Here is a 15,711-nt window from a genome sequence, read left to right as displayed (position 1 = left end):
CTTCTTTCGAATTTTTGCTTTGCCATTTGCAAATTCCTCCTTATATTATTTTAATAAACTCTGCCTAGCGTTTGCATACATATATCTTATAAATTGGAGCTCACGATCGGGATTGAACCGACGACCTCCGCCTTACCAAGGCGACGCTCTGCCGACTGAGCTACGTGAGCATTAAAGTGTATTTCACTTTAATATACCAATTATAAAGTTTACTAGCATTTGTTTTTTTTGTCAATATGATTTTTCTATTTTTGTTCCTTGCTAGCTAAGCATTTTTCTAACTTTCTTTTAACTCTCTGCAATGCATTATCAATTGATTTTGCCTGTACGTCCAAATCACATGCAATTTCTTGATATGATTTGCCATCTAGGTAACTTTGGAATACTTCTTTCTCTAAATCAGAAAGCACTCTTTCAATTTGATCTTCAATTAATTTCTTCTGTTCTTGGCCTATGATTAGCTCCTCAGGATCACTGACCTTTATACTTGATAATATATCCAATAATGTTCTATCTGATTCATCATCCGATACTGGTTTATTTAATGAAACATAAGTGTTTAACGGTATATGCTTCTGTCTAGTTGCAGTCTTTATTGCCGTTATAATCTGCCTTGTTACACATAGTTCTGCAAAAGCTTTAAAAGTTGTAGCCTTTTCAAAGTTAATATCCCTTATAGCCTTATATAATCCAATCATTCCTTCTTGGTAGATATCTTCCTTATCGGCTCCTATTAAAAAATATGACTTGGTCTTGGCCTTAACAAAACTTTCATACTTTGAAATTATGTATTCTTGAGCTCTTACATCCCCATTTTTAGCATCTATCACTATACTCTTTTCAATTTCATCTTCATCCATAAGTAGATCGTTTGAAACTTCTTTGCTACACATATGACCTCCTATTTACAGTATAATTCTCAAACCCTTTAACTTCTTCTCATTGCTTCTAATTTTTTCAAAACATCATCATCTATATTGTCTAGAAGGACATTCTTATCACTTGAATTTACTTTCTTAGAATTATGTTTAATATCTTCATTGGTCTTAAAAACCAAATTATAAAATTCTATACTTGAAATTCTTACTGCACCTCTTTGGAATATTGTTTGTTGCTCTAAAGAATCAGATGTCACAACATGCACCTCATATTTTCTTCCAATATGATTTACTTCCTTTTCAATATATGCATCTGCAGTTACTCCATCCTTAGTAAATATAACCACAAGGTTCTTGTTATATTCATATTTACTTTCCCTATTGCCTGCTACCTTGTATCCATCAAAAACTAATATTACTTTACATCCATTAATAGCACCATAATTATCTAAAATATCTATCAACTTTTGTCTTGCGCTTTCTAAACTAATGCTTTTTTCTTTTTTTAGGATGTCCCAACTGTTTACAACATTGTACCCATCAACAAATACAAATCTCACTTTAGACCTCGTATATTAATAACAATTACTTTGTTATTCTTCCTTTTAATACCTCGTACATCATTATACCACCTGCAACTGATGCATTTAAAGAGTTAATTTTCCCAATCATAGGTATTTTTACAAGAACATCACATTTTTTCAAAGTTAAATTAGATATCCCTTTACCTTCGCTACCAATTACTATAGCACAAGGTCCTCCAAAATCCACATTATAGCTATAATCTTTTCCTTCGATATCTGCTCCATATATCCATATTCCTTTTTCTTTTAGAGTATCAATAGTTGCATTAACATTTGTTACCTTTGCTATTCTCATATGTTCAACTGCTCCTGCTGAACATTTATAAACTGTAGATGTAACTCCAACATTTCTTCTCTTTGGAATTATTATTCCATGAACACCACATAATTCCGCTGTTCTTATAATTGAACCAAGATTATGTGGATCTTCAATTTCATCAAGTATGATAATAAATGGTTGTTCATTTTTCTTTTCAGCATATGCTAAAATATGTTCTACTTCTGAATATTTAAATGGAGTCACTCTGGCAATAAGTCCTTGGTGAACTAACCCCCCACTCATAGAATCTAGTTTTCTTCTATCAACTTCCTTAACAACAATATTCTTTTCTTTAGCTAAAGCTAAGGCTACTTTAGCAGAACCTTCCAAATCTCCTTTGCTCACATATAGAGCTTCAACAGTTCTATCACCTTTCAATGCTTCAATTACAGCATTTCTTCCTAGAACCAAATCTTCATTTACAACTTCGTTATCCCCATATCCTTGAGTATTTACTCTATTTCCTTTAGATACATATTCAGTTCTTGACGTTTCTCTTCTGTTTTTCTTCTTTTCTACATTTTCTCTTCTTTTTGGATTTTCTCTCTTTGTCATATAAAAAAACTCCTTACTATTTGCTTATGTCTATTGTTACAGCTTTACTTAATATATAATTTAATCTTTCATAATCTCCTATTAAATGCAGATATCCTACCAATGCTTCAAAGCCTGTTGCCATTCTATAATCTCTTACATCAGCATTCTTAGGCACTGTTGCTGACTTGGCATTTCTGCCTCTCTTGAAAATATAGCTTTCTTCTTCTGTAAGCTCCTCTTCTAATGAATGCATTATAGCTGATTGATTCTTTGCTTTTACATATCCTATAGCTTTAACATGTATTTTATGCGCTGATAAACTCATATTATTGGCTAATATATAATTTCTTATGTACAGTTCATATACTGCATCACCTATAAGTGCTAACTGTAATGGATTTAATAATTTTGCATCCTTAGCACTAAATTCTTTTTCTCTATAATCTTGAAGCACTTACTTCACCACTCTCTATTTTTTATTAACTTATAACATTGAAGCTGTCAAAAATGACAGCTCCCTTTTTTTAATTTTCTTTTTTCCATCTCACGCCTTGTGGTGTGTCTATTAAAACAATTCCTCTGGCTTTTAAATCATCTCTTATTTTATCAGCTAAAGCAAAATCCCTATTCTTTCTTGCTTCTTGTCTTTGTTCAATTAAACGTTCTATTTCATCTTCTAAACTTTCTTTTTTTGTTTGCTTTTGAAGCATTCCTAAAGGTGCTCCTAAGCTTCTTATTAATTCTAATGCCTTTTCACATAATTCTTTTGATGAATCTATTGTTATATTAGTATTGTAATCTCTAACTAAATCAAATAATACTGTAATTGCATCAGCTGTATTGAAGTCATCATCCATCTTTTCAATATATCTTTCTTTATATGCATTTAATTTCTCAAGATATTTAACTTCTTCTTCTGTCATCTTTTCAGTAGTTACTTCATTAATTAAATTTTCTAAATTATCTATTGCATTATATAATCTTTCCACTGAAGCTTTTGCTGAATCTAATAATTCAGTGCTGAAATTTAACTGTACTCTATAATGTGCTGAAAGCATTAAGAATCTAATAACATCTCCATCATAAGCCTTTAGAGCATCTCTAGCTGTTAAGAAGTTATTTAAAGACTTAGACATTTTTTGATTATTTACGTTTAAATATGCTGAATGCATCCAATACTTAGCAAAAGGCTTTCCTGTTAAAGCTTCACTTTGTGCTATTTCATTCTCATGATGTGGGAACGCTAAATCCATTCCACCAGCATGTATATCAATAGTTTCTCCTAACAACTTTTTAGCCATACATGAACATTCTATATGCCATCCTGGTCTTCCTGGTCCCCATGGACTTTCCCAAGCTGGCTCACCTGGTTTTTGAGCTTTCCAAATAGTAAAATCCATTGGATCTTCTTTTCTTTCATCAACATTTATTCTAGCACCAGCTTGTAAGTCTTCTAAATTTTGCTTTATAAGTTTACCATAACCTTCAAACTTCTTAGTTCTGAAATAAACATCACCATTTACTTCATAAGCAAATCCTTTCTCTATAAGTCCAGATACAAATTCAATTATATCATCAATAAATTCTGTAGCTCTTGGATTGCATGTTGCTCTTTCTATATTTAATCCATCAGCATCTTGATAATATTCAGCTATATACTTATCTCCTACTTCTTTAACAGTAGTATTATCTTCATTAGCTTTCTTTATCATCTTATCATCTATATCTGTAAAGTTTTGTATAAATTCAACTTCATACCCTCTATATTCAAAATATCTTCTTACTGTATCAAATATAATGAATGTCCTTGCATTTCCAACATGAAAGAAGTTATATACTGTAGGTCCACAAACATACATCTTAATTTTACTTGGATTTAATGGTACAAATTCTTCTTTACTTCTCGTTAAAGTATTAAAAATTCTCATTAGACATACTCCCTTTAGATTTTATAATTTTATATTATTATTTTGGAACTCATCTCTTACTCTTGAAACAACTTCTTCTATTTTTATTGTTTCCATCTCTCCATCTCTTAACTTAAATTCAACCTCACCATCAGTAATCTTTTTACCAACTGTAACTCTCATTGGAACTCCAATAAGTTCAGAATCCTTGAATTTAACTCCCGCTCTTTCATTTCTATCGTCTAATAAAGCATCAACACCAATAGCTCTTAATTCTTCATATAACTTATTAGCTATTTCCATTTGTGCCTCATCTTTAATATTTACTGGTATTACTGAAATATGGTATGGTGCTACTGATAAAGGCCATATAATCCCATTTTCATCATGATGCTGTTCTACAATTGAAGCTAAAGTTCTTGTTACACCTATTCCATAGCATCCCATTATAAATGGTTTTTCCTTACCATTTTCATCAATAAATGTTGCATTCATAGCTTCAGAATACTTAGTTCCTAATTTAAATATATGCCCTACTTCTGTTCCTCTTGAAATAGTAACTTCTCCGCCACATTCTGGGCATTTCTCTCCAGCTGTTATATTTCTAAAATCACCAACAGTTCCTGTAAAGTCTCTGCCGTAATTAACATTTTCTATATGATATGCTGTTTCGTTAGCTCCAACTATGAAGTTATACATCTTACTTACTTCTTCATCTACTAATAATTCATCAACTTTTATACCTATTGGTCCTGCAAACCCTATTTGTGCATTTGTTGCTGCAAATACTTCTTCTGCTGAAGCCATATCTAAGTTTATTACTCCACCTAAAGCATTAGATACTTTAACTTCATTAACTTCTCTATCCCCTCTTACCATTACAGCAACTATTCTACCATCTGCATTATATATTAATGTCTTAGCAAATTTCTTTTCAGTTGTGTTAAAGAATTTAACTAATTCTTCAATAGTTCTAGCATTTGGTGTTTCTGTCTTAATAATTTCTTTTAACTCCTCTACTTCAACAACTTCTACTGTTGAAGGAGCTTTTTCTATATTAGCAGCATAATCACAACATGTGCAGAATACTACATCATCTTCTCCAACTTCTGATCTAACCATAAATTCAGCTGAATTTGATCCACCTATTGCACCTGAATCTGCTTCAACACATTTTGCATCTATACCACATCTGTTAAATATATTAATATATGCTGCATGCATCTTATCATATGAAGCATCTAATCCAGCTTGATCCTTATCAAAGCTATATGCATCCTTCATAACAAATTCTCTTGATCTCATAACACCAAATCTAGGTCTTCTTTCATCTCTATATTTAGTTTGTATTTGATAAAGGTTTACTGGAAGTTGTTTATAGGATTTTATTTCTGTTCTGGCTATATCAGTGAATACTTCTTCATGTGTTGGTCCAAGACAATAGTCTCTATTATTTCTATCTTTTAATCTGAACATTTCTGCTCCGTAAACATCCCATCTTCCTGATTCTTGCCATAATTCAGCTGGAAGCATTGCTGAAGCTAAAAATTCTTGTGCTCCTGCCGCATTCATTTCTTCTCTTACTATTTCTTCTACATTTTTTAAAGCCTTTAATCCTAATGGCATATAGTTATAAATTCCTGCAGCCATCTTTCTAATCAACCCTGCTCTAAGCATTAGCTTATGGCTATCTATTTCTGCTTCTGCTGGAACTTCTCTTAATGTTGAAACTAACATATTTGACATTTTCATAGTATTTTCCTCCTGTTATATAAGTCAATGTTATATATATGATGGCTTTGAAATACTCTTTATCCTTTTATCATCATCCATCATTAATAATTTATAAATAAAAAGTTCACCCTAATATAATTAGGGCGAACTTATAGTCGCGGTACCACCTAAATTTGTGCTCTTATAATGATAACGGTGTTAAACCGATAGTTTTGCTATAACTCTGAAGCTGGTTCAAAATCTCTTGAAAATCTTACAGCCTAGGATTTTCTCTCTGAAAGGCGATTTTTACTATTCTTCTTCCTTGCTTTATAATATATTTTTTTGATTTATTCATTATATAATTTTGCAAAAATCCTGTCAATAACCTATATAAGCCTCTCTGCTAAAATTAAATCTTCTGGGGTAGTTATTTTTATATTGATATAATCACCTTCATATAAATATACTTTATACCCATACATTTCCACCACTGAAGTATCATCTGTTACTGCTATATTTTCCTTCTTAACTTTTTTATGACACTGATAAATTTCATCATATTTAAAACATTGAGGCGTTTGCACTGCAACTAATGTATTTCTATCTGGTGTATCTACCGATAAATTATCATTGTTTTTTATCTTTATAGTATCTTTGGGGATTACTCCTGGTGCAGATGCACCATATGCTTTAGCATATTTTATGCCTTCATCAATAATTCTCTCACTTATAAAAGGTCTTGCACCATCATGTATTAATACTATATCTGCTTTTTCCATAGCTTCTAGTGCATTGAATACTGAATCTTGCCTCTCTTTCCCACCAAATACTATCCTATCTACCTTTAAACAGTATTTTTGCAACACTTCCTTTTGGCAATAATCCACTTCATCTTCTGGAAGTACTAATATTACTTCATCTATACTTTTATTATCAATAAATTTCTCAAGTGTATATGCAAGCACTGGCTTTCCCTTTATTTCAATAAATTGCTTGCTTTTATGGTAATTCATTCTCTTACCTCTTCCACCTGCTAAAACAATAGCACTTATCATCTAAAACTCCTTTTAACTTTCCTTTGGTTTTGCAAATATCATCCTGCCAGCAGCTGTCTGTAATACAGATGTAACAACTACTATTATCTCCTCATTTATAAACTTTCTGCCACCTTCTACAACAATCATGGTTCCATCATCTAAATATGCTATTCCTTGCGATGATTCCTTACCATCTTTCATCACCATCACTTTCATTTCTTCTCCTGGAAGAAGTACTGGTTTTATGGCATTGGCTAACTCATTAATATTAAGTACTGGCACTCCTTGGAATTCTGCAACTTTATTCAAATTAAAATCATTAGTCACTACTTTTCCACTTAAAATCTGTGCTAACTTTAAAAGCTTTGCATCAACTTCCGCAATTTCCGGAAAGTCCTCTTCATATATCTGAGTTTCTATAGAAAGTTCTTTTTGTATTTTATTTAATATATCAAGACCTCTTCTTCCTCTATTTCTCTTAAGACCATCAGCAGAATCAGAAATATGCCTAAGTTCATTTAACACAAAACATGGAATTACTAAAGGACCTTCCACAAAACCAGTTTGGCATATATCAAATATTCTTCCATCAATGATTACTGATGTATCCAATACTTTAGGACATATCTTTTCACTATGCTTATTCTTCTTATCCCTTAGTCCATTCTTCTTTATAGAAGTAAGTAAATTTAATATATCTTCTTTTCGCTTAATAAATATCTTTATTCCTACCAAAGCTCCAATTAAATCTATTAAGATAAATAAGATAGGGCCTATTACAAAATGAATTTTTGATATGGGTACTCCTATAAGAGTTGCAAATACAAGTCCTACTAAAAGCCCTAGTGTTCCAAAAAGAAATTCTGTCACTGTAAGCTTTTGAATATTCATTTCAAATCCATCTATTATAGCTATAATTCCTTTATAAATAAATGATGATAAAAAATAAAAAATAATTGCAAAAATTAAGATTACAATAAGTAAAATTAAACTCGTGTATAGAGGCTCTATAAATAATTTTATTCCCTGTTTTATGCCCAGTGTAATAAGCACTTTTCCAATAATATATCCCACTGCTATTCCCATAATTGAACTAATGAATTTCACAATTTTTTTCAGCACATTTTCACCTCCCATTATAATATATATATTAAATTTCATCTATTAGTTATCCATAAATAACCATTTAATTATATCACAGAACACTTACTGCTAAAATCAATAATTATTTTTCTATACCCCCTATTAATGAATGGCCAGGTTGTTTATTATTATATTAACCAATTCGCCCAAGGGTTATATTAACAAATTTATTTCCTTAGGAAATTTTCTTATACTAAACTCTATTTAAGGAGCTGATTCAAAATGAAGGATATAATATTTGATACATTTCAAAATGACGTTAGTACTTCTCTAATAAGACATAAAAGCATTTTAGATGTTTTAACTAAATATACTGAAAGCTGCTCTAAAGTTAATAGATCTGTGGCAAAAGCTATTACTAATTGTGGTTGCATTAATATAAATGCCTCCAAACAAGAATTCGATAATACTGATACTTCTCTTGATGAATTATCAAAATCTTTCTCAACTCATTTAAACGGAAAACTTTGTGATAATTGTCGTGAAGTAATTGAAAATCAAATAGGAACTAGCTTATTTTATCTAGTATCACTATGCAATATATTAGATATAAATCTTTATGATGTATTAATAAATGAAACCTCCAAATTAGATACTTTAGGTAAATTTACATTTAGATAATGTACTAAAAGCAGGTATAACTACATACCTGCTTTTATATTGTTACCAATTATAGACTCTTATATTCTATAAAATTACTAAAGTTCTTTTTTTAAATTTACTTGTTCCTTGATTCTCTTTAAACCATTTTTTATTGCTGCAGCACGTGCTTCACCAATTCCTTCAACTTGATCTAAATCTTCACTAGACGCTTCTAATACATTTTTCAATTGCCCAAAATGCTTTATCAAGTTTTCAATTACATTAGTAGGTATCCTTGGTATTTTAAATAATAATCTATATCCTTTTGGAGAAGTAAGAGTATCTACTAATACACATCCTGTATATCCTAAAAGTTTTGCTATGGCATCTAAGTCTACTAATTCATCAGAATTAAGCTTTTGTATTTCCTTGTATATTTCATTATAATCACTATCTTCTTTGCAATAGTCTCTAATAAGTAGTATACCATCACGTTCAATGTATCTTATAAGCTCATTAAGCTGCATAGATATCAATCTTCCATCATTACCAAGCTCTAAGATATATCTCTTTATTTCTTCTACTATCCTCATTACCATTTCTGTCCTCTGTATAGCCGTTACCACATCAAAAACTGTAGTTAAGTCTTGAAATTCCAATATATTTAAATTATTTATTACTCTTTCTAATACATTTACGTACTTTTCTAAAGTCTGTATTGCTTGGTTAGCTCTTTCCAATATAACACTACTTTCCTGTAATACATACTTTATATCTTTTTTATAAATAGTTATTAAATTTCTTCTTTGAGATATAGCTATGACTATTGCATCTGTCTGCTTTGCTATTCTCTGTGCCGTTCTATGTCTTGTTCCTGTTTCAAAAGTACTTACTGATGGATCTGGCAGTAACTGTGTATTAGCACATACTATCCTTTTTAAGTCTTCACTAATAACTATTGCTCCATCCATTTTAGCTAATTCATATATGTATGCAGGACTATATTCTGAATTTATATAGAATCCTCCATCTACAAGCTTCATTACTTCTTCATTATCACTAAGAACTATTAATCCTCCGGTCTTTGCTCTCAAAATATTTTCTAGCCCTTCTCTTAAATTAGTGCCAGGGCTAACTATTTTTAAAATATTTTTTATCTTACTATCATCCTTAATCCTCATATAATCACCTAATTACTATAATAACTTCTAAAGCCGCACTTCTAAGTAATTTCTATCTTCCATTTTTATGTTTCTACACTAATTTATTGTGATTTTTTAAATTATCTATATACATTTATTATAACATCATTTAAAGTTTTTAATGAAATTATATCAATTCCTTCAATTTTAAAGCCCTTTGCAAAAGAATCCTTTGCTACATAAACCTTTCTGAATCCCATTCTAGCAAGCTCTTTTATTCTTCCCTCTAATGAAGGTACTTTTTTTAATTCACCTGTCAGACCTACATCTGCAATAAATGCTACATCTGTAGGTATTCCTTTATTTTTCACCGATGAAACTATACTCATAATTACAGCTAAATTAACTCCTGGTTCCTTAACTCGCATTCCGCCAGTGGTCTTTATAATTACATTTTTATCATATAAATTAATTCCACCTCTTATCTCTAAAATAGAAATTAAAGTATTTAATTTATCCTTACCTAATGTTTCTGCTATCCTTGTTGGATATGGAGTAAATGTCTTTGAAACAAGACTTTCTACTTCCATTATTATTGCCCTTGAACCTTCTTTAACAACAGTTAAAGTACTTCCTGAAACTAAATCTCCATCATCTCTCTTTGTCATAAAATACTCTGATGGATTATCGATAGATTCCATTCCCTTTTCTGTCATTTGGAAAAAGCCAGTTTCACCTGTGCTACCAAACCTATTTTTAGAGCTTATTAATCCTCTTAGCTCCTCATCACTGTTTGCTTCTATAATTAAAACAGTATCAACTAAATGCTCTAAAGCTCTAAGTCCTGCTAGTTCATCAGCTTTAGTCATCTGACCTACTATTATTACTGCCCTTGGTCTTTTATCATCCTTAGCCAATCTTAATAATTCATTGGCACATTCCATAGTCTGAGTAGGTGATCCTGCTCTGGCTGGAAGTGCATTTTCCATAGTAAAGGTTTGTATACTATCTATTATAATCAAATCAGGATCAATATCCCTAGTAGCATGCACCACATTATCCATGCTTGTTTCCTGCAGAACCCATATATTATCACTTATATTATTTAATATTCTATCTGCCCTATTTTTAATTTGACTATCACTTTCTTCTCCTGATGCATAAACAACCTTATGGCCCTTATGCGCTATGCTATGTGCTACTTGCAATAACAATGTACTCTTTCCTGCTCCTGGCCTAGCAGTAATAATTGTTATGGAATCTTTAACTATACCGCCTCCCATAACTCTATCAAATTCATTAATTCCTGTTATAATCCTGTCACTTTTGCTAGAAGTAATATCTGATAATTTTTTTACAGATTTCATAGTTAGTGATACCTTTTTAGCAACAGCTGCTACACTATTCTTCTTTTCAACTAGGCTTTCTTCAAAGGTATTCCAGTTATTACAGTCTGGACATTTTCCTAGCCATTTTGGCGATTCATAGCCACAATTTTCACAAATAAATATAGATTTAACTTTAGCCAAACTTCTCACCACACTTTAATCTATATATTAAAATTAAAATCTATTTTTCTATCTATAATATATCATAAACAAAATATAAAAAATATATAAAAGCCCAAAGTATTTACTAAAAAATCCTTATTACTCAAATTTATTTTTAACCAATTCCTTAAGTTATAAATTTACATTTAGCATACATCTTTCTAATAAGAATACTTTTTTACATTTTAGCTCATACTAATATTAATTTTAATAAGGAGTTGATATTTATGCTAAATAAATCCTATTACAAGAATATGCCTGCAAAAAACACTTTAAATGATTATAATAATAACACTGACACTAATGGTTATCTTAATTCTTTAGAGGATATACCTCTAGAAAATATGATAATAAATTCAAATTTAGAAAATGAAAACATAATAAAATAGAGCGATATCCATCGCCCTATTTTATTTATGTGAAAAAATAAGTTCATCATCCTTGAAACATACGCTAAGCCTATCGCCTCGTTTAATTTCACCTTTAAGCATTTCATCGCTTAATTTATCCTCTATTTCCCTGGTAATAATCCTTCTTATAGGCCTTGCACCAAAACTTAAATTTTCATTTTTATCTGCAATAAATTTATTAAGTTCTTTATCATAATCTAAGAATATTTCTTTTTCCTTCAATCTATTTATTGTATCACTTAACATTATATCTACTATATTCTTAATATTTTCTTCATTTAATTGATTAAATACTACTATTTCATCAAGCCTATTTAAAAATTCTGGCCTGAACTTATTCTTAAGCTCTCCCATAATAAATTCTTTCATCTTTTCATATTGCACTGCATTATTATTTACATCATTAAAGAAACCCATAGTATTCTGCTTTTTAAGTTTTTGAGCTCCTTCGTTGGAAGTCATTATAATGATGGTATTCTTAAAATTAACTATTTTACCTTTACTATCAGTAAGTCTTCCATCATCCATTATTTGAAGAAGTATATTGAATACATCTTCGTGAGCCTTTTCAATTTCATCTAATAATACTACTGAATATGGTTTTCTACGTACCGCTTCTGTTAGTTGACCACCTTCTTCATAACCAACATAACCTGGCGGCGGACCTATAAGCCTTGATACAGAATGTTTTTCCATATATTCTGACATATCTATTCTAATAAGACTATTGGTACTACCAAACATTACTTCTGCTATAACATTAGAAAGTTCTGTCTTTCCAACGCCTGTAGGGCCACAAAAGAAAAATGTACCTATAGGTCTATGAGGATTCTTAAGACCTACTCTAGCTCTCTTTATAGCCTTGCAAATAACACCAATAGCTTCATCCTGACCTATAATTTTATTTTTTAGTACTTCTTCCAATCTTAATAGCTTATCAGCTTCCTTTTCATTTAAACGCTCTAATGGTACACGACTCCAAATAGAAACAACTTTTGCTATATCTTCTTCATCAACAACGCTGACAGCATTGCACGTACAAGCCCTCCATTGCTCCTTAATGCTTTCAAATTCTTCTTTCAAAAGCTTTTCCTTATCTCTTAAGTTAGCTGCCTTTTCAAAATCCTGATTTTTTATGGCATCTTCCTTTTCCGTAACAGACTTTTCAATATCAATTTCTTTTTGCTTAAGTTCTGGTGGCAAAGTAAGCTTAGATATCCTTACCTTTGAAGCTGATTCATCAATTAAATCAATGGCCTTATCAGGCATAAATCTATCAGTAATATATCTATCTGCTAGCTCTACGGCTTTCTTTAATGCCTCATCAGTTATCTTTACTTTATGATGTGATTCATATTTATCTCTTAAGCCATATAATATCTTTAAAGTTTCTTCTTTATTTGGTTCTTCAATATTAATTGTCTGAAACCTTCTTTCTAAAGCGGCATCTTTTTCAATATACTTTCTATACTCATCAATGGTTGTAGCTCCAATACATTTGATTTCTCCTCTTGCAAGGGCAGGTTTTAGTATATTAGATGCATCTATAGCACCTTCAGCTCCTCCAGCTCCAACTATGGTATGAATTTCATCAATGAAAACAATAATTTTATCTTCATTTTTTAATTCATTCATTACCTTCTTTAAACGTTCCTCAAATTCTCCTCTATATTTTGCTCCTGCCACCATGGAAGTAATATCTAATGTTACAAGTCTTGTTTCCTTTAGACTTTCCGGAATATCACCTGCAACCATCTTTTGAGCTAATCCTTCTATAACAGCAGTCTTTCCAACGCCAGGCTCACCAATAAGGCATGGATTGTTCTTTACTCTTCGGCAAAGTATCTCTAGTACCCTTTGAGTTTCCTCATCTCTACCTATAACAGGATCAAGTTTTCCTTCCTTAGCAATCTGAGTTAAATCTCGACTATACTGATCCAGCATTGGAGTCTTATTTTGCTTTTTTTCTTTATTTAATATTTTCTTATTATCTCTAAAATCATTGCCTGATATATACTTTTCCAATTCATCTTTAATCTCATGCATATCAATCTTACATGTACTTAAAATCGTATATGCAACCCCCTCACTACCATTGATAAGTGCTTCTAAGATGTGTTCTGGTGTGATGAAGCTATGATTAAATTTTCTTCCTATATCTATACTGTCATCAAAAAGCCTTTTTGCCCTAGGAGTTAAAAGCATATCTCCTGTTACTATTTCTTCATCTCCAAATCCTAAATATTCTTCTATCATCTTTTTTACTTTATCTAAAGTAATCATTCTGTTATTTAAAACTTGACTAGCATAGCCACCTTCTTTTAAAATTCCAAGTAAAATATGTTCTGTCCCTATATACCCATGCTTAAAATTCTGTGATTCCTGTTGTGCTTCAATTAGCACCACTTGTGCTCTTTCCGTAAACCTCCCAAATATCATCATTGCACCTCCATACCATATAGAACTTTCCTTTTTAGCTATTCTATCCCAATTTGTATTATTTAATCTTTATAAATATTTATGACTAATATAGCAATTTAATTCTGTCATCGCACTACTATATAGTAATTTTAATAAGTTAAGTGCTTCATTATGATAATAAAATATTGACCATACCTTTTAAAATATCTGCACGAACTTTATTTTTATCTTCCACTAAGCCTAAAGTTCTATCGTTTACAGCTATTTTGATTAGTTCATATTCCCTTGCTGTAATTATATTTAATTCTAGCAAATGCTCAACTATAGATACTGCACTTTGATAAGTTATACTTGAACCTATTGCTTCATTTAATATAGAAATTTTTTCTTGACCACTTTTATGGTATATCCTTTTAACTATGATATATCCCCCTCCACCTCTTCTACTTTCAATAATATATCCCTTTTCACAAGTAAACCTTGTAGTTAATACATAGTTAATTTGTGAGGGAGCACAGTTAAATTTATCTGCCAATTCATTTCTTTGAATTATTGCTTGATTGTCATCTGTTTCATCAATCAATGAATAAATGAAATCTGCAATTGTATCTGATATTCTTGCCATAATATTACCTTCCTAACACATTGACCTTCTTTGACTTTAATTATATACAATTACTTTTCCACTGTCCATAAGCTAAATTTTAAAAAAATTCCCTACTTATGAATTATTCCCAAATTATTACTTAAACTAAATAATAATATGTTTAATAGGATGTGATAAACATGAAAATTCAATGGTTTGGCAATAGCACATTTTTGTTAACTACTAACTTAGGTAAAAAGATATTACTAGACCCCTTTAATATTTTTAGTACATTAAATGAAAATATTACTGCTAATATTTCTACCTTCAGTAGGCCTATAGACTTTTCTTCTGCTAAAAACATAAAAATCTTTGGAAAAATAGTAAATACTGATTGCAACTCTGCTATTGAAAACATTAAAGTAGAAGGCTATAAATGTAAAAGTGATTCAATTAATGGTTTAAAAAGAGGTCCAAATATAATTTATCTATTTAAAGTAGATAATTTAAAGATTTGTCATTTAGGCTATCTAGGCGAGTTTATTAATAATGAGCTAATAAAGATATTAAGTAATGCTGATATTCTTTTCATACCTATTGGCGGTAATCTTTGCTTAAATGGAATTGATGCATACTCTTTATCTGAAAAGCTTAATGCAAAATATATAATTCCAATGTGCTATAAAAATAATTATAACAATTTTTACTTTAATGGCCCTAAGGATTTTTTATCATATTGTAAAAATGTAGTTTCAATAAAAACTGACACTGTTTATCTTTCAGACTTCTATAATAGCAATATTCCTTCTACAATACTTATGCATAATGTATTATAAAATCTGATTTTATATAATAAAAAGGGGCTGTATCAAAATAATATTTGAAAAAAGGGAATTCGT

At 30.5% G+C, this 15,711-nt stretch carries 15 protein-coding genes, 1 tRNA gene and 1 other annotated feature; of the genes, 3 read left to right on the top strand and 13 right to left on the bottom strand.

The annotated features are described in order from the left end of the window. Positions 1–94: 94 nt before the first annotated feature. The 9 genes from Q5O29_RS07985 to Q5O29_RS07945 form a co-directional block, all read right to left on the bottom strand. A tRNA-Thr gene (locus Q5O29_RS07985) sits at positions 95–170 on the bottom strand. A 75-nt stretch (positions 171–245) separates the two neighbouring features. After that, a complete protein-coding gene (gene sigH, locus Q5O29_RS07980; RefSeq protein WP_370545600.1) occupies positions 246–860 on the bottom strand; it encodes an RNA polymerase sporulation sigma factor SigH in 615 nt (204 codons plus the stop codon). A gap of 68 nt (positions 861–928) precedes the next feature. Then, positions 929–1,438 (bottom strand): NYN domain-containing protein, encoded by a 510-nt coding sequence (locus Q5O29_RS07975; RefSeq protein ID WP_022212435.1) that lies wholly within the window; start codon positions 1,436–1,438, stop codon positions 929–931. A 25-nt stretch (positions 1,439–1,463) separates the two neighbouring features. After that, complete coding sequence (gene rlmB / locus Q5O29_RS07970) at positions 1,464–2,336, bottom strand: 23S rRNA (guanosine(2251)-2'-O)-methyltransferase RlmB (RefSeq protein WP_022212434.1); 873 nt, start codon at positions 2,334–2,336, stop codon at positions 1,464–1,466. A 16-nt stretch (positions 2,337–2,352) separates the two neighbouring features. Continuing rightward, a complete protein-coding gene (locus tag Q5O29_RS07965; protein WP_022212433.1) occupies positions 2,353–2,772 on the bottom strand; it encodes a Mini-ribonuclease 3 in 420 nt (139 codons plus the stop codon). A 70-nt stretch (positions 2,773–2,842) separates the two neighbouring features. Beyond that, complete coding sequence (cysS, locus tag Q5O29_RS07960) at positions 2,843–4,246, bottom strand: cysteine--tRNA ligase (protein ID WP_022212432.1); 1,404 nt, start codon at positions 4,244–4,246, stop codon at positions 2,843–2,845. Between the two features lie 21 nt (positions 4,247–4,267). Beyond that, positions 4,268–5,977: a proline--tRNA ligase gene (locus Q5O29_RS07955; protein WP_022212431.1), complete on the bottom strand. Its 1,710-nt coding sequence runs from the start codon at positions 5,975–5,977 to the stop codon at positions 4,268–4,270. A gap of 118 nt (positions 5,978–6,095) precedes the next feature. Further along, positions 6,096–6,273, bottom strand: a binding site (T-box leader). 54 nt (positions 6,274–6,327) lie between these two features. Beyond that, a complete protein-coding gene (ispD, locus tag Q5O29_RS07950; protein WP_022212430.1) occupies positions 6,328–6,996 on the bottom strand; it encodes a 2-C-methyl-D-erythritol 4-phosphate cytidylyltransferase in 669 nt (222 codons plus the stop codon). Between the two features lie 12 nt (positions 6,997–7,008). Further along, complete coding sequence (locus tag Q5O29_RS07945) at positions 7,009–8,100, bottom strand: PIN/TRAM domain-containing protein (protein ID WP_302631928.1); 1,092 nt, start codon at positions 8,098–8,100, stop codon at positions 7,009–7,011. A 243-nt stretch (positions 8,101–8,343) separates the two neighbouring features. On the opposite strand from Q5O29_RS07945, the gene Q5O29_RS07940 reads away from it, so the two are divergent. Continuing rightward, entirely contained in the window at positions 8,344–8,742 is a 399-nt protein-coding gene (locus Q5O29_RS07940) for a hypothetical protein (protein ID WP_022212428.1), read from the top strand. 77 nt (positions 8,743–8,819) lie between these two features. On the opposite strand, the gene disA is transcribed toward Q5O29_RS07940, so the two are convergent. Then, a complete protein-coding gene (disA, locus tag Q5O29_RS07935) occupies positions 8,820–9,884 on the bottom strand; it encodes a DNA integrity scanning diadenylate cyclase DisA (RefSeq protein WP_022212427.1) in 1,065 nt (354 codons plus the stop codon). A 101-nt stretch (positions 9,885–9,985) separates the two neighbouring features. Beyond that, the gene (radA, locus tag Q5O29_RS07930; RefSeq protein ID WP_302631926.1) at positions 9,986–11,374 is read right to left on the bottom strand and encodes a DNA repair protein RadA; all 1,389 of its coding nucleotides are present in this window, start codon (positions 11,372–11,374) and stop codon (positions 9,986–9,988) included. A 248-nt stretch (positions 11,375–11,622) separates the two neighbouring features. Here radA and Q5O29_RS07925 point away from each other — a divergent pair, with 248 nt between their 5' ends. Beyond that, entirely contained in the window at positions 11,623–11,784 is a 162-nt protein-coding gene (locus tag Q5O29_RS07925; protein ID WP_022212425.1) for a hypothetical protein, read from the top strand. A 21-nt stretch (positions 11,785–11,805) separates the two neighbouring features. Here Q5O29_RS07925 and Q5O29_RS07920 read toward each other — a convergent pair whose 3' ends face one another. Further along, positions 11,806–14,244, bottom strand: coding sequence for an ATP-dependent Clp protease ATP-binding subunit (locus Q5O29_RS07920; protein ID WP_022212424.1), 2,439 nt, complete (start codon positions 14,242–14,244; stop codon positions 11,806–11,808). A gap of 151 nt (positions 14,245–14,395) precedes the next feature. Next, positions 14,396–14,851, bottom strand: coding sequence for a CtsR family transcriptional regulator (locus tag Q5O29_RS07915; RefSeq protein WP_022212423.1), 456 nt, complete (start codon positions 14,849–14,851; stop codon positions 14,396–14,398). A gap of 161 nt (positions 14,852–15,012) precedes the next feature. Between Q5O29_RS07915 and Q5O29_RS07910 the strand changes: the two genes are divergently transcribed. Then, positions 15,013–15,648 carry an MBL fold metallo-hydrolase gene (locus Q5O29_RS07910; protein WP_022212422.1) on the top strand — a complete coding sequence of 212 codons (636 nt, stop codon included), beginning with the start codon at positions 15,013–15,015 and terminating at the stop codon, positions 15,646–15,648. Positions 15,649–15,711 lie beyond the last annotated feature (63 nt).

The sequence above is a fragment of the Clostridium sp. CAG:265 genome, from assembly GCF_000436575.1.
GTDB lineage: Bacteria > Bacillota > Clostridia > Clostridiales > Clostridiaceae > Clostridium > Clostridium lentum.
Note: the sequence above shows the minus strand (reverse complement) of the source record. Positions and strands in the feature narration are given on the sequence as shown.